At 61.1% G+C, this 21360-nt stretch carries 23 protein-coding genes and 1 pseudogene; 8 read left to right on the plus strand and 16 right to left on the minus strand.

The window, feature by feature from the left end:
- Positions 1-157: 157 nt before the first annotated feature.
- On the minus strand, positions 158-1879 hold the full coding sequence (aceK, locus tag AD663_RS19730) for a bifunctional isocitrate dehydrogenase kinase/phosphatase (RefSeq protein WP_003184211.1): 1722 nt from the start codon (positions 1877-1879) through the stop codon (positions 158-160).
- 131 nt (positions 1880-2010) lie between these two features.
- Here aceK and AD663_RS19735 point away from each other — a divergent pair, with 131 nt between their 5' ends.
- Entirely contained in the window at positions 2011-2919 is a 909-nt protein-coding gene (locus AD663_RS19735) for a DMT family transporter (protein WP_053214399.1), read from the plus strand.
- A gap of 120 nt (positions 2920-3039) precedes the next feature.
- On the opposite strand, the gene AD663_RS19740 is transcribed toward AD663_RS19735, so the two are convergent.
- The 5 genes from AD663_RS19740 to cysK all read right to left on the minus strand — a co-directional run bounded on the left by AD663_RS19740 (position 3040) and on the right by cysK (position 6515).
- Positions 3040-3903: a DMT family transporter gene (locus tag AD663_RS19740; RefSeq protein ID WP_003184215.1), complete on the minus strand. Its 864-nt coding sequence runs from the start codon at positions 3901-3903 to the stop codon at positions 3040-3042.
- A gap of 95 nt (positions 3904-3998) precedes the next feature.
- Entirely contained in the window at positions 3999-4163 is a 165-nt protein-coding gene (locus tag AD663_RS29110) for a hypothetical protein (RefSeq protein ID WP_172680621.1), read from the minus strand.
- 77 nt (positions 4164-4240) lie between these two features.
- Positions 4241-5179: an aspartyl/asparaginyl beta-hydroxylase domain-containing protein gene (locus AD663_RS19745; protein ID WP_003184217.1), complete on the minus strand. Its 939-nt coding sequence runs from the start codon at positions 5177-5179 to the stop codon at positions 4241-4243.
- Between the two features lies 1 nt (position 5180).
- On the minus strand, positions 5181-5303 hold the full coding sequence (locus AD663_RS29405; RefSeq protein ID WP_256217232.1) for a hypothetical protein: 123 nt from the start codon (positions 5301-5303) through the stop codon (positions 5181-5183).
- 237 nt (positions 5304-5540) lie between these two features.
- Positions 5541-6515, minus strand: coding sequence for a cysteine synthase A (gene cysK / locus AD663_RS19750; RefSeq protein ID WP_003184219.1), 975 nt, complete (start codon positions 6513-6515; stop codon positions 5541-5543).
- Positions 6516-6647: 132 nt separating this feature from the next.
- Between cysK and AD663_RS19755 the strand changes: the two genes are divergently transcribed.
- Positions 6648-7724, plus strand: coding sequence for a DUF748 domain-containing protein (locus AD663_RS19755; RefSeq protein ID WP_053214400.1), 1077 nt, complete (start codon positions 6648-6650; stop codon positions 7722-7724).
- Here the strand turns inward: AD663_RS19755 and AD663_RS19760 are convergent.
- Both AD663_RS19760 and AD663_RS19765 read right to left on the minus strand, forming a co-directional pair.
- The gene (locus AD663_RS19760; RefSeq protein WP_053214401.1) at positions 7721-8221 is read right to left on the minus strand and encodes a DUF2442 domain-containing protein; all 501 of its coding nucleotides are present in this window, start codon (positions 8219-8221) and stop codon (positions 7721-7723) included. The genes AD663_RS19755 and AD663_RS19760 overlap by 4 nt on opposite strands.
- A pseudogene (locus AD663_RS19765) lies at positions 8209-8438 on the minus strand (DUF4160 domain-containing protein). Before AD663_RS19765 ends, AD663_RS19760 begins: the two are co-directional and overlap by 13 nt.
- A gap of 200 nt (positions 8439-8638) precedes the next feature.
- On the opposite strand from AD663_RS19765, the gene AD663_RS19770 reads away from it, so the two are divergent.
- Together AD663_RS19770 and AD663_RS19775 are read left to right on the plus strand one after the other, a co-directional pair.
- On the plus strand, positions 8639-9484 hold the full coding sequence (locus tag AD663_RS19770; RefSeq protein WP_003184225.1) for a MoxR family ATPase: 846 nt from the start codon (positions 8639-8641) through the stop codon (positions 9482-9484).
- Between the two features lie 33 nt (positions 9485-9517).
- Positions 9518-10696 carry a VWA domain-containing protein gene (locus AD663_RS19775; RefSeq protein WP_053214402.1) on the plus strand — a complete coding sequence of 393 codons (1179 nt, stop codon included), beginning with the start codon at positions 9518-9520 and terminating at the stop codon, positions 10694-10696.
- 104 nt (positions 10697-10800) lie between these two features.
- On the opposite strand, the gene AD663_RS19780 is transcribed toward AD663_RS19775, so the two are convergent.
- The 7 genes from AD663_RS19780 to AD663_RS19810 all read right to left on the minus strand — a co-directional run bounded on the left by AD663_RS19780 (position 10801) and on the right by AD663_RS19810 (position 16726).
- A complete protein-coding gene (locus AD663_RS19780) occupies positions 10801-11721 on the minus strand; it encodes a biotin-dependent carboxyltransferase family protein (RefSeq protein ID WP_053214403.1) in 921 nt (306 codons plus the stop codon).
- Positions 11718-12422 carry a 5-oxoprolinase subunit PxpB gene (gene pxpB / locus AD663_RS19785; RefSeq protein WP_003184232.1) on the minus strand — a complete coding sequence of 235 codons (705 nt, stop codon included), beginning with the start codon at positions 12420-12422 and terminating at the stop codon, positions 11718-11720. The genes AD663_RS19780 and pxpB overlap by 4 nt, the downstream gene beginning before the upstream one ends.
- The gene (locus tag AD663_RS19790) at positions 12419-13171 is read right to left on the minus strand and encodes a 5-oxoprolinase subunit PxpA (RefSeq protein ID WP_003184233.1); all 753 of its coding nucleotides are present in this window, start codon (positions 13169-13171) and stop codon (positions 12419-12421) included. The genes pxpB and AD663_RS19790 overlap by 4 nt, the downstream gene beginning before the upstream one ends.
- A 63-nt stretch (positions 13172-13234) precedes the next feature.
- The gene (locus AD663_RS19795; RefSeq protein WP_003184235.1) at positions 13235-14521 is read right to left on the minus strand and encodes an MFS transporter; all 1287 of its coding nucleotides are present in this window, start codon (positions 14519-14521) and stop codon (positions 13235-13237) included.
- Between the two features lie 344 nt (positions 14522-14865).
- Positions 14866-15408 carry a DUF2937 family protein gene (locus AD663_RS19800; protein WP_003184238.1) on the minus strand — a complete coding sequence of 181 codons (543 nt, stop codon included), beginning with the start codon at positions 15406-15408 and terminating at the stop codon, positions 14866-14868.
- Between the two features lie 12 nt (positions 15409-15420).
- On the minus strand, positions 15421-16197 hold the full coding sequence (locus tag AD663_RS19805) for a class II glutamine amidotransferase (RefSeq protein WP_003184239.1): 777 nt from the start codon (positions 16195-16197) through the stop codon (positions 15421-15423).
- Between the two features lie 31 nt (positions 16198-16228).
- Positions 16229-16726, minus strand: coding sequence for a hypothetical protein (locus AD663_RS19810; protein ID WP_003184240.1), 498 nt, complete (start codon positions 16724-16726; stop codon positions 16229-16231).
- A 157-nt stretch (positions 16727-16883) separates the two neighbouring features.
- Between AD663_RS19810 and AD663_RS19815 the strand changes: the two genes are divergently transcribed.
- Together AD663_RS19815 and AD663_RS19820 are read left to right on the plus strand one after the other, a co-directional pair.
- Positions 16884-18938: a S9 family peptidase gene (locus AD663_RS19815; RefSeq protein WP_053214404.1), complete on the plus strand. Its 2055-nt coding sequence runs from the start codon at positions 16884-16886 to the stop codon at positions 18936-18938.
- 188 nt (positions 18939-19126) lie between these two features.
- Positions 19127-19600, plus strand: a complete 474-nt coding sequence (locus AD663_RS19820; RefSeq protein ID WP_003184242.1) for a cyclic nucleotide-binding domain-containing protein — start codon at positions 19127-19129, stop codon at positions 19598-19600.
- A gap of 127 nt (positions 19601-19727) precedes the next feature.
- Here the strand turns inward: AD663_RS19820 and AD663_RS28575 are convergent, their stop codons facing one another.
- Complete coding sequence (locus tag AD663_RS28575) at positions 19728-20015, minus strand: hypothetical protein (RefSeq protein WP_083455181.1); 288 nt, start codon at positions 20013-20015, stop codon at positions 19728-19730.
- A 74-nt stretch (positions 20016-20089) separates the two neighbouring features.
- Here AD663_RS28575 and AD663_RS19830 point away from each other — a divergent pair, with 74 nt between their 5' ends.
- Both AD663_RS19830 and AD663_RS19835 read left to right on the plus strand, forming a co-directional pair.
- Entirely contained in the window at positions 20090-20776 is a 687-nt protein-coding gene (locus AD663_RS19830; protein WP_003184244.1) for a spermidine synthase, read from the plus strand.
- 48 nt (positions 20777-20824) lie between these two features.
- Positions 20825-21199, plus strand: coding sequence for a YajD family HNH nuclease (locus AD663_RS19835; protein WP_003184246.1), 375 nt, complete (start codon positions 20825-20827; stop codon positions 21197-21199).
- Positions 21200-21360: the final 161 nt, after the last annotated feature.

Here is a 21360-nt window from a genome sequence, read left to right on the forward strand (position 1 = left end):
AGACGACGAATGCAACCCGTTTAATGGTCAAGCAGGCTTTTGTGGCGAGGGAGCTTGCTCCCGCTCGGTTGCGCAGCAGCCGCAAAAACTTGGGGCCGCTACGCGACCCAGCGGGAGCAAGCTCCCTCGCCACATGAGGCTTCGTTTGTCTGCCGGGTTATTCGTTGTCCAGGTCTTTTCGCCGATACGGGAACACGTCGATCACTTTCCCCGCCCGAATCGCCTCTTGCAGGCTTTTCCAGTAATCGGCGTTGTACAGCTCGCCATGCAACTGGTCGAACAACTTGCGCTGCCCCGCGTCGGCGAACAGGAACGGAGGGAATTCCTCGGGGAATACGTCCAGTGGCCCGATGGAATACCAGGGCTCGGAGGCCATTTCGTCTTCCGGCGTGCGAGGTTGGGGGATGTGCCGGAAGTTGGCCTCGGTCAGGAAGCAGATTTCATCGTAGTCGTAGAACACCACGCGGCCGTGGCGGGTCACGCCGAAGTTCTTGAGCAGCATGTCGCCAGGAAAAATGTTCGCTGCCGCCAGTTGCTTGATGGCCAGGCCATAGTCTTCCAGCGCCTCGCGCACCTGGGCCTCGTTGGCGTTTTCCAGGTAAAGATTGAGCGGCGTCATGCGCCGTTCGGTCCAGCAGTGGCGAATCAGCACCGTGTCGCCTTCCACCGACACCGTCGAGGGCGCCACGTCCAGCAGTTCTTCCAGGCACGCCGGCTCGAATTTACTCAAGGGAAAGCGGAAATCGGCAAACTCTTGGGTATCGGCCATGCGCCCGACCCGGTCGACACTTTTCACCAGGCGATACTTCTCGATCACCGTGGCCCGGTCGACGTTTTTCGATGGCGAGAAGCGGTCCTTGATGATCTTGAAGACCGTGTTGAAACCCGGCAGCGTGAATACACTCATGACCATGCCGCGCACGCCCGGCGCCATGATGAACTGGTCGTCGGTGCTCGCCAGGTGATTGATCAAGGCCCGGTAGAACTCGGACTTGCCATGCTTGTAGAACCCGATGGAGGTGTACAGCTCGGCGATGTGCTTGCCCGGCAGGATGCGCTTGAGAAAACCGATGAATTCGGCCGGCACCGGCACGTCCACCATGAAATACGAGCGGGTGAACGAGAAAATGATCGACACCTGCGCCTCGTCGGTGATCAGCGCATCGATCTGGATGCCCCGGCCTTCACGGTGCAGCAATGGAATCACCAGCGGCCACTGGTCATCCCGGGTGAAAATCCGGCCCACAAGGTATGCGCCCTTGTTGCGATAGAGCACCGAAGAAAACAGCTCCACGGTCAGCTCCGGGTCCTTGCAGACCCAGTCCGGCAGGTTCTCTCGCAGTTGGGCTTCAAGGCGTTGCAGGTCGCCCGGCAAATCGGCGTAATCCTGGCTGAAACGGTAGTCGGCAAAAATTTCCGTCAACATCCGGTCCAGTTGCCCCTGGGGTTTGTAGGTGCGGGTCTGGGCGGCACGGGCCCGGCGCAAGCTGGGCCGGGTGGTGTGGATAAACATGGTGCCGTCGCTGATCAGGTCGTGGCTGAACAGCCCGCAGAAGATCGAGTTGTACCAAGTCTCCGACAGTTCATCGTCAAAACGCAAGTCAATCAAGCTGATGTAGGCGCTCTTGACCAGCGGCCAGCAGCCCACGTCCATCAGCGCGTCGGGCTCGAATGCCTTGCGCAGTCGCGCCACGGTCTCGAAGACTTTTTCTTCATACAAGTTGATGCGCGCCGCCGAGGCCGTTTGCGCCTCCAGCCACTGGGCCTGTTCGAACCGGGCGCGGGCGCCGTCGGTGATCTGCCGGAAATGCTCACGATAATCATCGAAGCCTTCGAGGATCGAACGGGCGATATCGGTGGCGGGCCATGGCTGCGGCATAGGGTGAACCTCGGCGGGTCATGCTTGTTATTGGCGACTGAGCTTAGAGGCCAATCGCGCGGCAACGCAACCATTGCCATCGGTCTTTCGGGCGGCGACACTTGCCGCCCCAAACAAGGAAGGAATGACTCGTGAACCCCGTCGATATCCTGCGTTTGCTGTCACTGGCCGCCATCTGGGGGGCGAGCTTCCTGTTCATGCGCATCATCGCCCCCGTCATTGGCACGATCCCCACTGCATTTTTCCGCGTGTCCATCGCCTTCGTCGGGCTGCTGGTGATCCTGGCCCTGATGCGCGTCGACTGGAATTTTCGCGGCAAGCTGAAAGTGGTGATGGTGCTGGGCCTGATCAATTCAGGCATTCCGGCGACGTTCTACTCGCTGGCCGCCCAGGTTCTGCCGGCCGGTTATTCGGCGATATTCAACGCCACCACGCCGCTGATGGGCGTGTTGATCGGCGGCTTGTTCTTCAGCGAAAAACTCACCACTGCCAAAGTCAGCGGCGTGTTCCTTGGTTTGCTCGGCGTCGGCATCCTCACCCGTGCCGGCCCGGTGGCGTTCGACCTGCAATTGCTGATGGGCGCCCTCGCCTGTCTGCTGGCGACCACGTGTTATGGCTTCGCCGGGTTCCTCACCCGCCGCTGGCTCGATCATCAAGGCGGGTTGGACAGCCGCCTCTCGGCGCTGGGCAGCATGTTCGGCGCCACGGTGTTTTTGCTTCCAATGTTTGGCTACAGCGTCATCAGCCAACCGCCGGCCAGTTGGGGCGGCTGGAGCGTCTGGCTATCGCTGCTGGGGTTGGGCCTGGTGTGCACGGCGCTGGCGTACATCCTTTATTTCCGCTTGCTCAGTTCCATCGGCCCGGTGAAATCCATGACCGTGACGTTCCTGATTCCGCCGTTCGGCGTGTTGTGGGGGGCATTGTTGTTGGATGAGCCGTTGGGCATGGCGCATTTGTATGGCGGGGTGTTGATTGCGGCGGCGTTGTGGTTGGTGCTCAAGCCTGGGGCGGTGAAACCGGATGCGGCGCCGGCCCGGTAGGGTGTCGGTGTGGCGAAAAATGCCTTCGCGAGCAAGCCCGCTCCCACAAGGCCTGCACAAGACCTGTGGGAGCGGGCTTGCCCGCGAAAGCGATTTAACAGTCAGCAAAAAATCTAACGGTCAGCGGCTTTTACGAAACACAAACACCAACCCGACGATGATCAGCCCCATCCCCAGCCAGCTCAACAACGCCAACCGGTTGCCGAACACCAGGTAGTCCATGATCGCCGTCACCGCCGGCACCAGGTAGAACAGACTGGTGACATTCACCAGGTTGCCCCGGGCGATCAGACGGTACAGCAGCAACGTTGCCAGCACCGACACCACCAGCCCCATCCACAACACCGGCACGATGAAGCCCGTGCTGTACTCGACGTGAAACGGCTGGAACGGCACGAACACCGCGCACAGTACGAGCCCGGCCAGGTATTGCACCGGCAGTGTGCCCAGGGGATTGTCGGTGATGCGCTTCTGCATGATGGAACCTGCCGTCATGCTCACCAGCGCGAGCAACCCGTAAAGCATTCCCGCCAGGGACATGCCAGCCAGGCCGATGCCCTGGTACACCACCATGACCAGCCCCACCAACCCGAGCATCAGGCCGAACATCCGCTGCCAGGAACGCTGACGCTCCATGAGCACCACCGTCAGGATCGGCTGAACACCCATCAGGGTCGCCATCACCCCAGGGGTGACGTTCATTTGCAGGGCCAGCAGATAAAAAATCTGATAGGCGCCCAGCAGCACCAACCCGGTGGCCGCCGCGTACAGCATCGGTTTGCCGGGCTTGGGCAGCTTGAACTTGAGCAGTGGAATCAACAGCACCAGCGCGCTCAACGCAATGGCAAAACGGATCAACAGGAAAGCGAAAGCGGAAGCATGGGCCAGGCCCAGTTTGGAAAAAATCGCCCCGCTGCTCCATAGCAAAACGAACAGGCTCGTGGAAGCCGCCGCCAATAAGGCGTTTTTGGAAACGGAAAACATGAGATACCACCTGTAGTCAGGCAAAAGCCAACTCAGCCGAGGCTGAAGTCCAGTAGTTGTTCCAGGCGAGCACAGGGGATGACAGCAGTTGCCGATCAGCCCTTGGCGCCAACACCCGGCGGTGATACGACGGCGTACACCGGTGGGTTACTGGCAGGTGGGGGGTATTGACCGATCTGCGCAGGCTGCTGATTCCCGCACGGCACGACGCCAGCGCTGAACGCTGGAACGACAACCGCGATGACAGGGGATGCAGGCATGAGCCGATCTCTTGGAGGGTGGGTTCGAAAACCCAAGAGCGCTGACTATAACCAGCGCTCGAAGTGTTACGCAATGTTTAAACGAATAACCAGTAGCCAAGGGCCGTCAGCACCGCGACCGCCAATATCGGCCGCATCACCCGGTAGGCCTTGGGGTGCTTGCGTTTGAATTGCTTGACCCTACCGCTGATGCCGTCGCTGAACGACTTGCTCCAAGCATAAGCGCGGTTAATCCCGCCGACACGTTCGTCATCGAGGTTCTGCGGCGCGGTAGCGCGGCCGAGAAAGGCGCTGATGGCACGGTTGAGACGGGTCATCAACCGGCTTTTCAGCGGGCGCTCAACGTCACAGAACAGGATTACGCGGGTTTGCGGCGTTTCATTCTTGACCCAGTGCACATAGGTCTCATCGAACATGACGTCTTCGCCGTCGCGCCAGGCATAGATCTGCCCATCGACGAAAATCCGGCAGTCATCGGAATTGGGCGTGGACAGCCCCAGGTGATAGCGCAAGGAGCCGGCGAACGGATCACGGTGGGGATTCAAGTGGCTGTCGCCCGGCAGCAAGGCAAACATTGCCCCCCGGACATTGGGGATCCGGTTGACCAGCTCGACGGTGCGGGGGCACAGCAATTCAGCCGACGGCAGCGCTTTGTCGTACCACTTGAGGTAGAAGCGCTTCCAACCTTTCTTGAAGAACGAACCAAAACCGGCATCGTTGTTCTTTTCCGCCGCGCGGATGTATCCCTCGTCAAACAGGTGCATGGCCTCGTCGCGGATGACTTGCCAGTTGTCCTTGAGCACGTCCAGCTCGGGAAATTTGCTGCGGTCCAGGTAAGGCTTCGAGGGCACGCCGGAAAACAGGTACATCAAGGCGTTATAGGGCGCGAACAATGCCGAGTGGTTGACGAACTGGCGCAAGACCGGCAAACGCGCCTTACCGCGCAGATGCACATAAAGCGTGCTGCCCAAAAACAGCAGCAACACCGAGGCCTTGGCGACAAACGAAACGGTCATTTTACAACTCCTTGTCCAAAAACAACTGACGCAACGCCATCAGCCCGACGCAGCAGCCGGCCATGTTATAGATCGCAGCCTGGCCAAGAAACCGCCCGACGCAACATTCACTGTTGAAAATCACGCAACAATGCCCTTCTTAACATGCTTGACCTGAACGTTGGCTGACGTCGGTCAAACGTCTTTCCCGATCCCGCCCACCACATCAAGGAGCAAGGGCTTCTGTGGCGAGGGAGCTTGCTCCCGCTCGACTGCGAAGCAGGCGCCTGCGACTTGATGCGGATCGCCTGTTTAGGGGTGCTTCGCACCCCAGCGGGAGCAAGCTCCCTCGCCACAAGAGCGCCCACCGTATCCGTTGCCGTTACTGTTGAATCTCCTGCTCGGTAAACAGATCGCTGAACAACATGCTCGACAGATACCGCTCGCCCGAGTCCGGCAGGATCACGACGATGGTCTTGCCTTGCATTTCCGGTTTTTCCGCCAGGCGCACCGCCACGGCCATCGCCGCGCCACAGGAGATCCCGCAGAGAATGCCTTCTTCCTGCATCAGGCGCAGGGCCATGGCCTTGGACTCCTCGTCGGTGACTCGCTCGACCTGGTCGACAATCGACAGGTCGAGGTTCTTTGGCACGAACCCGGCGCCAATCCCCTGGATCTTGTGAGGGCTGGGCTTGATCTCCTGCCCCGCCATCGCCTGGGTAATGACCGGTGAAGACTCGGGTTCGACGGCTACCGAGAGAATCGGTTTGCCGCAGGTGTTCTTAATATACCGCGACACGCCGGTAATGGTTCCGCCGGTGCCCACGCCCGCGACCAGGACATCCACCGCACCATCAGTATCGTTCCAGATTTCCGGCCCGGTGGTTTTTTCATGGATTGCCGGGTTCGCCGGGTTATCGAACTGCTGCGGCATGAAGTATTTGGATGGATCGCCGGCGAGGATCTCGGCAGCCTTTTCGATGGCCCCTTTCATTCCCTTGGCCGGTTCCGTCAGCACCAACTCGGCGCCCAGGGCCTTGAGCACTTTGCGTCGTTCGATGCTCATGGAGGCCGGCATGGTCAGCGTCAGCTTGTAGCCGCGGGCGGCGGCGACGAAGGCAAGCCCAATGCCGGTATTGCCGGAGGTTGGCTCGACGATAGTCATGCCAGGCCGCAGCTTGCCCGAGCTTTCAGCGTCCCAGATCATGTTCGCGCCGATACGGCACTTGACCGAATAACCTGGGTTACGCCCTTCGATCTTGGCCAGGATGGTCACGCCGCGCGGGGCAATGCGGTTGATCTGCACCAAGGGCGTGTTGCCAATGGAATGGGCGTTGTCAGCGAATATGCGGCTCATGGCTGGGGTCCTTAATGCAGCGGGAATTTAAGCGCTTAAAGGTAAGCCTGTTGCTAAAGGGCGTCCAGTTGCACCGAACGTTCCAGTTGTTACAACAGTCAATGGCTTTAATAACGCTGGAGACTGATTGCCATGAAGCGTCGATACAGCTGGCCCCTGTGGGGGCTCGCCGCCATCGTTGCGGTGCTGGTGGCCCTGCACTTCACGCTGCCTTACCTGGTGCGCGACTACCTCAACGACAAGCTGGCCGACATGGGCGATTACCGCGGACAGGTCACCGACGTGGACTTGGCCCTCTGGCGCGGGGCCTATCGGATCAACGGCCTGAAAATCGTCAAGGTCGACGGCAAGGTCCCGGTACCGTTCGTCGATGCGCCGCTGGTCGATCTGTCGGTCAGTTGGCACTCGCTGTGGTACGACCATGCGGTGGTGGCCGAAGCGGAGTTCGCCCGCCCCGAAGTAAATTTCGTCGACGGCGGGACCAATCGACAGGACTCCCAGACCGGCCAGGGCACCAACTGGCGCGAGCAACTGAGCAAATTGCTGCCGATCACGTTCAACGAAGTGCGGATCAGGGACGGCAAGCTCACCTTCCGCAACTTCAACTCCAAGCCACCGGTCAATCTGCGAGCCACGGACGTCGATGCCAGCTTCTACAACCTGACCAACGTCGTCGACACCGAAGGCAAGCGCGACGCCCGCTTCGAGGGCAAGGCCCTGGTGGCCGAACACGCGCCGCTTGAGGTGCAAGCCACCTTCGACCCGCTGAGCAATTTCGAGGATTTCGACTTCCGTCTGCGGGCCCGGAACATCGAACTCAAGCGTCTGAACGATTTCGCCGCGGCCTACGGCAAATTCGATTTCAATGCCGGCCACGGCGACGTGGTAATCGAGGCCCAGGCCGATAACGCCAAGCTCAGCGGCTATATCAAGCCATTGTTGCGGGACGTGGATGTATTCGACTGGCAGCAGGATGTGGAAAACAAAAACAAGAACATCTTCCGTTCGGTCTGGGAAGCCTTGGTAGGGACGGGCGAAACGGCCTTGAAGAACCAGCGCAAGAACCAGTTCGCAACCCGGGTGGAGCTCAGCGGCAACGTTCATCAGCAGGACATCAGCGCCTTCGAAGCCTTTTTGCAAATCCTGCGCAACGGTTTCGTCCAGGCGTTCAACGCTCGCTACGAGCAGCCAGCGCCCTCCAACGACTAGGACTTGCGCGTGACAGCACAGCTGCCGACCGGCTCCGCCGCCGCTATTGCCGTTCCACGCTGCAGCGAGTCCCAACCCAGGCACGCGAGGGCCAGCGAACGCGGTACCGCCTCACGCCCGCTGCTGTAGCGACTGATACTACGAGCACTGACCCCAAGGGCTTCGGCCGCTTTGTTCAGCGGCAGGCCGGTACGGGCGCGCCAACTGATGAAGATGCGGGTATTTTCATCCACGGCGTTTTGCGCCAGCGCGTCCAGGTACAACGTATCGGCACCGATCTGGATATCCAGTTCGGGCCATTCCACGCTCCAGCCATCGTCGCCCAAGGTCGCACCGCCAAACGCCTCCTCTTCAAGCAACGGGCGCAAGCCTGGGTAACGTTGCACATCGACGCTCAGGTCCAGCGTCAATTCTTGTCCGTTGATGAACGTCAGTTCGAGACTGAACGGCAATAAAACCTGCACGGTCGAGAGCCGCGGTCGTTTCATCGACAGCATCGTTGCCAATCCTCCAACAATTGCACCTGATGGCCCCTGACCCAGTCCAGCGCTTCTTTGATGATCAACGGCGGCGCCCGGCCCACCATCACTTCGACGGTTTCCAGGCTCAGGACCACGTCCAATCCGCCGCCGGTGAGGTGGACATGGGGCGGTGGGTGATCCCTTTCGCGCAGTTGAATGCGGTACGTATTTTTGATCGATATTTAGTTGTCATGCGTCAAACATATCGCCAAATTGGCGATATGCAATACTGGCAAGCAGCCGAGACTGAGTCAACATGTGACGCCCCATTCAGAGACTGAATACGGCGTCTGCGTTCACAGTCGGCGGGACCTCGCGTTATAGTCGGGGCATGTCATTTATTTCGTGCGCCCTGCCCCGCCAGGCCGTCGACCCCGCTCGAGGAAACTGCAGATGAAGTTCGAAGGCACCAGCGCCTACGTGGCCACCGATGATCTGAAACTGGCCGTGAATGCCGCTATCACCTTGGAGCGGCCGTTGCTGGTCAAGGGCGAGCCGGGCACTGGCAAGACCATGTTGGCCGAACAACTGGCCGAGTCCTTCGGCGCGCGACTGATCACTTGGCATATCAAGTCCACCACCAAGGCCCACCAGGGTTTGTATGAGTACGACGCGGTCAGCCGCCTGCGCGATTCGCAGCTGGGCGTGGACAAGGTCCATGACGTGCGCAACTACTTGAAAAAGGGCAAGCTCTGGGAAGCCTTCGAGTCCGAGGAGCGAGTGATTCTGCTGATCGACGAAATCGACAAGGCCGACATCGAGTTCCCCAACGACCTGCTGCAAGAACTCGACAAGATGGAGTTCTACGTTTATGAGACCGATGAAACCATCAAGGCCAAGCAGCGACCGATCATCATCATTACCTCCAACAACGAAAAAGAACTGCCGGACGCATTCCTGCGCCGCTGCTTCTTCCACTACATCGCCTTCCCCGACCGCGTCACCCTGCAGAAAATCGTCGACGTGCACTATCCGGACATCAAGAAAGACCTGGTCAGCGAAGCGCTGGACGTGTTCTTCGACGTGCGCAAGGTACCGGGCCTGAAGAAAAAACCTTCCACTTCCGAACTGGTGGACTGGCTCAAGCTGTTGATGGCCGACAACATCGGCGAAGCGGTGTTGCGCGAACGTGATCCGACCAAAGCCATCCCGCCATTGGCCGGTGCCCTGGTAAAGAACGAACAGGATGTGCAATTGCTCGAGCGCCTGGCGTTCATGAGCCGTCGCGGCACGCGCTGATCCTCTTCGTTAACAAGAGCGAGGGCGATTGCCATGCTGCTTAACCTGTTCAATGAGATGCGCGCCGCCAAGGTGCCCGTGTCGGTGCGCGAACTGCTGGACCTGATCAATGCGCTGAAACAGCGGGTGATCTTCGCCGACATGGACGAGTTTTATTACCTGTCCAGGGCGATCCTGGTCAAAGACGAACGGCATTTCGACAAGTTCGACCGGGCCTTCGCTGCGTATTTCAACGGCTTGGAAAAACTCGACGATCATCTCCAGGCGCTGATTCCCGAAGACTGGTTGCGCAAGGAATTCGAGCGTTCGCTGACTGACGAAGAACGGGCGCAGATCCAGTCCTTGGGCGGTCTGGACAAACTCATCGAAGAATTCAAGAAACGCCTCGAAGAACAGAAGGAACGCCACGCTGGCGGCAACAAGTGGATCGGCACTGGCGGCACGAGCCCGTTCGGCTCCGGCGGTTTCAACCCCGAGGGCATTCGTGTCGGCGACGCGGGCAAGCGTCAAGGCAAGGCCGTGAAAGTCTGGGATCAGCGCGAGTACAAGAACCTCGACGACCAAGTGGAGCTGGGCACCCGCAACATCAAGATCGCCCTGCGTCGCCTGCGCAAGTTCGCCCGCCAGGGTGCGGCTGAAGAGTTGGACATCGACGGCACCATCGACCACACCTCCCGGGACGCAGGCCTCTTGAACATCCAGATGCGCCCGGAGCGACGCAACACCGTGAAGTTGTTGTTGCTGTTCGATATCGGCGGCTCGATGGACGCTCACGTGAAGATCTGCGAAGAACTGTTCTCAGCCTGCAAGACCGAGTTCAAGCACCTGGAATATTTCTACTTCCACAACTTCGTCTACGAGTCGGTGTGGAAGAACAACCTGCGCCGCACCTCCGAGCGCACCTCGACCCAGGACCTGCTGCACAAGTACGGCGCCGACTACAAAGTGATTTTCATCGGTGACGCCGCCATGGCCCCTTATGAAATCACCCAGGCCGGCGGCAGCGTCGAACACTGGAACGAAGAAGCCGGTTACGTGTGGATGCAGCGTTTCATGGAGAAGTACAAGAAGCTCATCTGGATCAATCCGTACCCCAAGGACACTTGGGGCTACACCGCTTCGACCAACATCGTGCGCGAGTTGGTGGAAGACCGGATGTACCCGCTGACCTTGCGGGGGTTGGAGGAAGGGATGCGGTTTCTTTCCAAGTAGATCTTTGTTGCCTGACAGGACCTCTTCGCGAGCAAGCCCGCTCCTACAGGGATCTTATGTACGACGGAGATCCAGTGTGGGAGCGAGCTTGCTCGCGAAGCTTTTCAGCGCTTCAAAAACACCTGCAAACACTCCACCTGCTGCCGATGCGCAACCTCCTGCACCACCGGTCGCAACCGCACCTGCGTTCCTGGCAGGCATTGCGCCAGCCGCGCCAGGGCCAATGGCGTCAGGGCGCCCAGGCGTGGATAGCCGCCAATCGTCTGCCGGTCGTTGAGCAGCACGATCGGCTGGCCATCCGGGGGTACCTGCACGGCGCCCAGCGGGATGCCTTCGGAAATCATCGGCGCCCCCTGGTATTCCAGCGCCTTGCCCAAAAGCCGCATACCCATGCGGTCGGCGCGGCTGTCCAGCGTCCATAGGCTGTTGAACGCATCGAACAAGCTCTGTCCCGCGAACTCGCCATTCTGCGCCCCCAGGATCAAGTCCAGCGGCGCGGTCTGTTGGAAATCCGGAATCAACCTGTGCGGCATGGGCCGCGGCGTTGCCGAGCCTGAGTAGCTCAGGTGCGCACCGCGCTCCAGCGCCCTGCCCCGGCCGTCCAGGCCACCCAGTTCCTCGCGCACCACCGTCGCCCGGCTGCCCAGCACCGCCGGCGCATCGAATCCGCCGGGAGCGGCCAGGTAGGCCCGGGCGCCGAGCACAGGCTGGGTAAGCGCCAGGGACTGTCCTTTACGCAGGCTGAAAAAACGCCACGAAGCGACTGGCTGGCCATCGATTCGTGCCCCCAGGTCCGCCCCGGCCAGCGCCAGCACGCAATCGTCTTCGGCCAGCACCGTAAAGCCGCCAAGGGTGATTTCCACCGCCGCCGCGCCCAAGGGATTACCGAGCATCCAGTTGGCCCAGGCCATCGATAGCCAGTCCGCGGCGCCGCCCTGGGTCACGCCCAGATGTCTAACACCGAAACGGCCGGCGTCCTGCAACAGGCACAGCGGGGTGCTGGCCTGGATCGATAAACGGCTCATGCCTGGACCTCCAGCGGTGTGTCATCGCCGCCCAGCGCAACGAATTCGGCATGGTCTATGGCAGCGAAACGCACGGTATCGCCAGGTTGCATCAGGCTGTAGCCGTCACGCTCGCGATCAAACAGTTTGGCCGGGGTACGACCGATCAGGTTCCAGCCACCAGGCGACACGACCGGATACGCCGCGGTCTGACGCTCGGCAATCCCGACGCTACCTGCCGCCACGCGCTTGCGCGGCGTGCCGAGGCGCGGCGCGGCCAGCACTTCGTCGACCAGCCCCATGAAGGCGAACCCTGGCGCGAAACCCAGGGCGAACACTTGGTATTCACGCTCGCTGTGGCGGCGGATCACTTGCTCCACCGTCAACCCGCTGCGGCTCGACAGCAGGCCCAATTCTGGCCCGACACAAGGGTCGTACCACACCGGCAGTACATGGCATTGGCCGGCCATGCGGGCATCGGGTGAAAGACCATTCAATGCTTCGTGAACCAGCTCCCGAGCCTGCGAGGGCGTCAAGGCGAGCAAATCGTAATGCACCATCAGCGTGGTATAGGACGGCACCAAGTCGATCAGATGTTCGGCGAATACGGCTCGCAAGCGCTCGCTGGCCGCGAGCATCCACGGCATATTGGCTTCGGCGATTTCATCGAACAGGCGCACCATCAGGCAGTCCACCGCCACCACTTCCAGGCGTGGCTTCATGGCGCGCTCTGCCGGTCCAGGGCTTCGCGAATACGTTGCACCGCGGCCACGGAACTGGCGTTGTCACCGTGCACGCACAAGGTGTTGGCCCTCAGGTGCAATGCGCTGCCGTCATTGGCGGTCAGCGCATCGCCGCGAGCGATGGTCAGGGCTTGCTCGATGATGACCGCCGGATCGTGGTGTACCGCACCCGGCGTTTGTCGCGACACCAGATGACCGGCACTGTCATAGGCACGATCGGCGAAGGCTTCGAACCACAGGGTCAAGCCGTATTCATCGCCCAAGGCTTGGGCTGCGCCATTGTCCCGGGTCGCCATGAGCATCAAGGGCAGCGACGAGTCGTAGGCGGCCACCGCCTGGATCACCGCGCGCAGTTGCGCCGGGTTGGCCATCATGTCGTTGTACATCGCCCCGTGGGGCTTGACGTAGCTGACCCGTCCGCCCTGGGCCCGGCAGATGCCGTCGAGCGCGCCGATCTGGTAATGCAACAGGTCCTGCAGTTCCTGGGCGCCATAGGCCATGGAACGGCGGCCGAAACCTGCCAGGTCCTGATAGGCCGGGTGCGCCCCGATCCGCACGCCATGGCCCAGGGCCAGGCTGACAGTCTTGCGCATGATGCTTGGGTCGCCGGCGTGGAAGCCACAGGCGATGTTGGCGCAATCGATGAAGGGCATCACCTCGGCGTCCAGACCCATGGTCCAGTTGCCGAAGCTTTCGCCGATGTCGCAGTTCAATAGCAGGCGGTTCACGGTGAACGCTCCTGTAGGATCTTTTTTATTTAACAGCGGGACAACAGCCTCGCCGCTTATCGGTTATTCGGCTTCCAACTGCTTGCCTTGGGTTTCCGGCAGGCTCAGGGCCGCCAGGATCACCACGCCGTAAGACACCGCGGCGAAGGCGCCGATGCCCACGCTCAGTGGTACTTTCTGGCTCAGCAGGCCGATCAACAGCGGGAACAGTGCCGCCACCGCCCGGCCAATGTTGTAGCAGAAGCCCTGCCCCGACCCGCGGATCCGCGTAGGGAACAGTTCGGTAAGGAACGAGCCCATGCCGCTGAACATCCCAGACGCGAAGAACCCCAGGGGAAAGCCCAGCCAGAGCATCACGTTATTGCTCACCGGCACTTGGGTGTACAGCAGCACAATAGTGAACGAGCCGACAGCGAACAGGACGAAATTTTTCTTACGCCCGAGGATGTCCGACAGATACGCACTGATGACGTAACCGACGTAGGAACCGACGATCACCATTGCCAGGTATCCGCCGGTGCTCAATACGCTCAAGCCGCGCTCATTTTTCAGGAACGTCGGCAACCACGAGGTAATCGCGTAATAACCACCCAGGGCACCGGTAGTCAGCAGCGAGGCGCGGATGGTGGTGAAGAGAATGCCGGGAGCGAAAATTTCATAGAACTTGGCCGGGTTGCTTGGCGTTTGCCGGGCCTTGGCCTGGTTATAGACTTCCGGATCCTTGACCAGCCGACGGACGAAAATCACGAATATCGCTGGGACGATGCCGAGGATGAACAAGGCGCGCCAGGCGTCTTCCGGCGGTAGCACCGAGAACAACAACGCATACAGGATCGCCGTCATGCCCCAGCCCAGCGCCCAACCCGACTGCACCATGCCCACCGCCTTGCCACGGTCCTTGGCGCGAATCACTTCGCCCATCAGCACCGCACCGGCGGTCCATTCGCCGCCGAAGCCGAAGCCCATCAGGGTGCGGGCGATCAGCAACTGTTCGTAGCTCTGGGCAAAGCCACACAGGAAGGTGAAGAACGCGAACCACAGCACCGTCAGTTGCAGGGTGCGCACCCGACCGATGCGGTCCGAGAGGATGCCCGCCACCCAGCCGCCGATGGCCGAGGCGATCAGCGTGCTGGTGTGGATCAGTCCCGCCTGCCCGGTGGTGATGCCCCACATCGCGATCAGCGTCGGCACGACGAAACTGAGCATCTGCGTGTCCATGCCGTCCAAGGCGTAGCCAACCTTGCAACTCCAGAATGTCCGACGCTCCTGCTGGTTGATGTTGCGATACCAGTCAAACGGCCCGGAACGGGCCTGGGGGGTGGGGACGCCGAGCGTGTCGGGTGCACTCATGGTGGTTCTCCGCAGTTTTATTGTTCTAAGCCTCGACGACGCAAACGTAGAGACCGGATGCCCCGATTCTTGAGCGGGCACGCCATCGCGTCCAACGAATAAAACCTTGGTTGGGTCATAAGAAAAAGTTGATTGGTTGCATCGGTGAGTCTGACTGAACACCGTTGTGGCCCAGCTGCACACCGTTGTGGCGAGGGGATTTATTCCCGTTGGGCTGCGAAGCGGCCCTGATAAGGCCACCACATGTGTCAGGCAGGATCATTTCTAGTGCTGCATTGAGGCCTGCTTCGCAGCCCAGCGGGGATAAATCCCCTCGCCACAAAAGCACTTCGACCGCGGTGCAATCAGAGCCCGCGCAAATCCCGCTCTTCAATCGGTCGGCTCTGGCGCAGGCGCTTGCCACCCAGCACCACCCAATCGATCAGGCGGAACAGGCATTCCAGGCCGAACGACAACAGCATGGCGCCGCTGATGCCCCAGATCATCGCCTCGGGCGTGAGCAGGATCTGGTAGCTGTAGCCATTCCAGGTTTCCTTGCGAATGTCCGGATCGGCGGCCAACGCCACTTGCAGCAGGCGGATGTACCACGGCCCCTGCATCGCCTGGAATTGCTTGTCCAGGGCCTGCTGACGCACCAGCAAGGTGTTCAGGCTGTCGGCGTCGCTGCGAAAGATCGGGTCTTCGCTGGCACGGTAATGAGCCACCAGGGCCTGCATGTCGCCTTTGAAAAACTGATTGGCGGTGCCCTGGAACCCTTGCAGGCCGGTCTGCGCCTCGATCAGGTGGGCTTCGACCCGTTTGGCATAGTCGTTGATGAAGCCCGGTACTTGCACCCCGACCAGCAGGCCCACCGCGAACAACACCAGGCGTAGATAACTGAGCAGCATAACGTGACGTCCTTATTCGGTCCGACCGTGACTGACGCATTCGCCGCGTCGCCACAGGCTCCATTGGCCCGGTTCATAGCGGGTCCAGTTTTCGTTTTCGGTCAAGGGTTCGGTGGCGATCACGGTGACCACATCGTTGGGCGTGGTTTCAGCCTGGAAATCGACGATTACATCCACATCCTTGAGCCTCGCCGGGCCGAACGGCGCGCGGCGGGTGATCTGGGCCAGTTTGGTCGAGCAATAGCAGAACAGCCAGTCACCATCGCTCAGCAGGCAATTGAACACGCCTTTGCTGCGGTATTCGGCGCAGGCCTCAAGCAGCGAAGGTAACAGTTGCTCGACCTCAACCGGTTCCGGAAATGCCCCGCGCACGCGGTTGAGCAGGTCGCAAAACGCCGCTTCACTGTCGGTATCGCCGACCGGGCGATAGAAGCTCACACCCGGCTGGAAATCGGCGAGTTGGCCGTTGTGGGCGAAACACCAGTTGCGCCCCCACAGCTCTCGCACGAATGGGTGGGTGTTGGACAGGCAGACCTTGCCGACGTTGGCCTGGCGAATGTGGCCGATCACCACTTCGCTCTTGATTGGATAACGCTGCACCAGGTTTGCCACTTCCGACTCGCTGCTCGCGGCCGGGTCCTGGAACAGGCGCAGACCACGGCCTTCGTAGAAAGCGATGCCCCAGCCGTCGCGGTGTGGCCCGGTCTTGCCACCGCGCTGCATCAGCCCGGTGAAGCTGAACACGATATCGGTCGGCACATTGGCACTCATGCCCAATAACTCACACATGCTCGAACTCTCGCTTCAAGGGGCAGGCCTGCTACAGGCGCGGTTCGATACGCGAACGCTGGGGGTTGCTCGGCACGGGCGGGCGACCGTAGCGATCATCCCCGGCCACGCCGAACGGCGGCTCGTCTTGCGGTTCATCGGCGGCGGCAGCGGCTTTTGCGGCGGCAGCGCGCTCCTTGCGAGCGTTGGATGCACGCTCGATAGGAAAGCGGATCAACACCAGAACCAGGTAGAGGCCGAAAGCGATCATGCCGTACATGAGCAGATCGGACACGGCCCGCCAGGCGTTGTTGCCAACCTTGAACAACGCGTCCAGGGCGACAATGGCCACGGCCGGGGCGACCTTGTCCTTCACAGGGTCGACAATGGTGGGGCTGAACAGCAACACCGCCATCAACAGCCGCAGCGGCTCGCGCAACCAACGCCACATCCAGCGGGTCATGCGCATCCACACCAGCAGGCAGCCCAGGGCGGCGAAGGCGTAGAGGCCCCAGGCGATCAGATAGTCGTTCTCGGTCATGGTGTCCATGGCAAGGCAGGCAAAGAGACGCTTATAGTAACGGCTTTTCGCTCGTCAGGCTGCCCCGGTGTCTGCACAGTGGCCGGTGTGTCCGGTTCGATGGACTGGACAGAACTAACCAGGCCGGCCGCTGGTCCCTTTTTCGTACAATGTTCGAGAGTCTTCCATGTCCCTATCTGCCCACGTTTCCAACGCCCCGATCGCCCGCAAGGACCCGGGTGTTGACCCGTACGCCTGGCTGCAGGAGCGCGACACCGACGCCGTGCTCGACTACCTCAAGGCTGAAAACAGCTATCAGGAGGCGCAACTTGCCGACCAGGCCGGACTGCGCGAAACCTTGTTCCAGGAGATCAAGGGCCGGATCCTCGAGACGGACCTGTCCCTGCCCTCGCCCTGGGGCCCCTACTTGTATTACACCCGCACCACGGCCGGTGATGAATACCCGCGCCACTACCGCTGCCCGCGTCCGGCCGACGACAGCCTGACCGTGGACGAAAGCCGCGAACAATTGCTGCTGGACCCGAACGAGCTGGCCGGCGGCGGTTTCTTTTCCCTCGGCGCCTTCAGCATCAGCCCCGACCACCAGCGCCTGGCCTACAGCCTGGATACCTCGGGCGATGAGATCTACACGCTGTTCGTGAAGGAATTATCCAACGACAAGGTCAGTGAACTGTCCTTCGAGGACTGTGACGGCAGCATGACTTGGGCCAACGACAGCCTGACGCTGTTTTTCGGCGAGCTGGACGAGACCCACCGCCCGCACAAACTCTGGCGCTATCGCCTGGATGGCACTGCCGCCGAAGAGGTGTTCCATGAGCCGGACGGGCGTTTCTTCCTGCATTGCTACCGTTCAAGCTCTGAACGGCAACTGATCCTGTCCCTGGGCAGCAAGACCACCAGCGAAATCTGGGTGCTGGACGCCGCGCAACCGCAGCAGCCCTTCACCTGCCTGGCGCCACGGCGGGAAAACCATGAATACGACGTCGACCACGGCCTGCTCGATGGCCAGTGGGCGTGGTTGATCCGCAGCAACCGCGACGGCATCAATTTCGCGCTGTACCAGGCCGCCGATACCGGCGTGGCACCGACCGAGGCCGACTGGCAGAACCTGATCGCCCACAGCGACACCGTGATGATCGACGGCCTGAGCCTGAACGCCGGGGCCTTGACCCTGAGCTTGCGTGAAGGCGGCCTGCCCATCATCGAAGTTCATCCACAGGGCTTGCCGGCGTATCGGGTGCAACTGCCGGACGCGGCCTACAGCCTGCATGTGCAGAACAGCCTGGAGTTCGTCAGCGAGCGCATTCGCCTGCGCTACGAGGCCCTGAACCGCCCGGCACAGATCCGCCAACTGGACCTGGCCAGTGGCGAACAGGTCGTCCTCAAGCAAACGCCGGTGCTCGGCCCATTCGACGCCGATGCCTACGTCAGCCAGCGGCTATGGGCCACGGCACCGGACGGCACGCAAGTGCCCATCAGCCTGGTGGTCAAGCGCGAAACCCTCGGCAAACCTGTGCCGCTGTATCTGTACGGCTACGGCGCCTATGGCGAAAGCCTCGACCCGTGGTTTTCCCACTCACGGCTGAGCCTGCTCGATCGTGGCGTGGCGTTTGCCATCGCCCACGTGCGCGGCGGTGGCGAGCTGGGGGAAGCCTGGTACCGCGCCGGCAAGCAGGAGCACAAGCCCAACACATTCAGTGATTTCATCGCCTGCGCCGAGCATTTGATTGCCAACGGTTTCACCACTGCCGAGCAGTTGGCGATCAGCGGCGGCAGCGCCGGTGGCCTGTTGATCGGCGCGGTGCTCAACCAGCGCCCGGAGCTGTTCAAGGTGGCGATCGCCGAAGTGCCGTTCGTCGATGTCCTCAACACCATGCTCGACCCGGACCTGCCCCTGACCGTCACCGAATACGACGAATGGGGCAACCCGCAGGAGCCAGACGTCTATGATCGGATACGCGCCTACGCCCCCTACGAAAACGTCAGCGCCCAGGCGTACCCGGCGCTGCTGGTCATCGCCGGCTACAACGACAGCCGCGTGCAGTACTGGGAAGCCGCCAAGTGGGTGGCGAAATTGCGGGCCACCAAGACCGACGGCAACCCGTTGCTGCTCAAGACCGAACTGGGCGCCGGCCACGGCGGGATGAGCGGTCGCTACCAGGGATTGCGTGACGTAGCGCTCGAATATGCATTTGTCTTGAAGGTTTTAGGGCTGGCCTGAGGAACTCCGTGGGGCGGCCCGGTCTTAGGGAACGATGCAGCCTCAAAAATGTGGGAGCGGGCTTGCTCGCGAAGGCGGACTGACATTCAGCTGATGTGTCGACTGACACACCGTCTTCGCGAGCAAGCCCGCTCCCACAGGTATTTCACCCAAACACGTAGCAGCCACAAGAAAAAGACCGTGACGATATGTCAGAACCGACCTTATTGAACAAAGAAATCCGCGACTGGCTGATGGACTGCGGTCTGTTCGACCAGTTGCTGCCCGTGGACTTCGCCGCAGCCTCGGGCTATTTCAGCATCAGTGCCATCGCCGAGGGCGAGGCGATTTTCCGCGAAGGCGATGCCGGCAGCTTCATGTGCATCATCCACACCGGCCAAGTGGCCGTGCAGAAAACCGGCCCCGACGGCCAACCGGTGACCATTGCCACGTTGCGCAGCGGCCGGGCATTCGGCGAAATGGCCGTGCTCGATGGCGAGCGACGCTCGGCCAGTTGCATTGCCGCCAGCAATTGCCAGTTGCTGAACCTGGGCAAGGATTCGTTGGAAAAAATGCTCAACGACGCACCCAAGATCGCCGCCAAAATCATTCGCGCCCTCGCCGTCTCCCTGTCCAAGCGCCTGCGCATGGCCGATGGGCAGCTGCTGTCGCAGCAGGTCTAGCCGCAAAACCCCAGAACCTGTGGGAGCGGGCTTGCTCGCGAAGGCGTCGGATCAGTCAGCTCCATGTTGCCTGACACACCGCTTTCGCGAGCAAGCCCGCTCCCACAGGAATCCATCGCTTATAGGGCTAGCCACCCGGCGACTTGGCCTTCGGCGGTTTCGGTTCCATGCCCGGTATCGGCTGGTCCTTGGGCGGCCGGGGCATTTCGATGGGCGGCAGCAAGGGCGGCCCGCCGTTCGCCGGGGCCACTTTGGGCACGCCGTTGGGCGTGACCGGCGGATACGGCATGGGAGTGGCGGTGCCTGGCGAGCCAGGGACGCTGGAGGGGCTGACCGGAATCGTCGGCTGCTGGGCCTGGGCGTAACTTATTGAGAGCGCCGCCAGGGCAATGGCCGTTAGAATGATGCACTTCATCAATGGCTCCGTGGCTATTGTCTACCTTCAGGCTAGTCCTTACCGCGCCGGTTTGCCCTCCTCTTGAGATATCCATGAAACGTTTCGTTCTGCTCGACACCACGCCCATCCCTGATAACGGCGGTGCCCTGTGCCTGTTCGAGTATGGCGAAGACTTCGTCATCAAGATCCAGGGCGGTGACGGCGGGCAGTTGATGAATACCCGCATGCACGGTTCCGAAGACGCCCTGGCAGAGATTCCCTGCCGCAAGGTTGCCGGCCGTCCTGGCTCGCGCGTGCTGATCGGCGGCCTCGGCATGGGATTCACCCTCGCCTCGGCGCTCAAGCACCTGGGCAAGACCGCCGAGGTGGTGGTGGCCGAGCTGGTGCCCGGGGTGGTGGAGTGGAATCGGGGGCCATTGGGAGAAAAGGCCGGGCGACCGCTGTCGGACCCGCGCACCGTGATTCGCATGGAAGACGTGGCCAAGGTGCTGCAAGCCGAGCCCCAGGGTTTCGACGCGATCATGCTGGATGTCGACAACGGCCCCGAAGGCCTGACCCAGAAAGCCAACAGCTGGTTGTATTCGGCCGGCGGCCTGGCAGCCTGCGCCAAGGCCCTGCGGCCCAAGGGTGTGCTGGCAGTGTGGTCGGCCAGCGCCGATCGGCAGTTTTCCGACAAACTGAAGAAGGCCGGTTTCAAGGCCGAAGAGGTGCAGGTGTTCGCCCATGGCAACAAAGGCACCCGTCACACCATCTGGATTGCCGAGAAGCTCAAGGGCTAAGCTAAACTGTGCTCAACCGTCATCAGTCTTTTCTACAAAGGTGAACCCATGAGTTCGTCAACGCCACCGTCCAACACCGCCAAGCTGGACCGCATCCTCGCCGATGCCCAGCGCGACCGGGAAATGGGCTACCGCGACAAAGCCCTGAAAATGTACCCCCATGTCTGCGGCCGCTGCGCCCGTGAGTTTTCCGGCAAGCGCCTGAGTGAATTGACCGTTCACCACCGCGACCACAACCACGACAATAACCCGCAGGACGGTTCCAACTGGGAACTGCTATGCCTGTATTGCCACGACAACGAGCACTCGCGCTACACCGACCAGCAATATTTCGGCGACGGCTCCCTGAGCACTCCAAAAATTGCCAAGGCCACCCATAACCCGTTTGCGGCGCTGGCCGGGTTGATGAAGAAAGACGAGTAGCTGTCATTACCAGAGAGCTTTCCAGTCTGTAAGGCCGCCTTCGCGAGCAAGCCCGCTCCCACAGAGATTTCCAGCATCCTGGGGAGCGGGCTTGGTCCATTGACTCTCTCCAACGCTCACGAAACCCTGTGGGAGCGAGCTTGCTCGCGAAGGCGATGCAC

Origin of the sequence: Pseudomonas sp. Q12-87, assembly GCF_001269755.1 — a bacterium.
Lineage (GTDB): Bacteria > Pseudomonadota > Gammaproteobacteria > Pseudomonadales > Pseudomonadaceae > Aquipseudomonas > Aquipseudomonas fluorescens_S.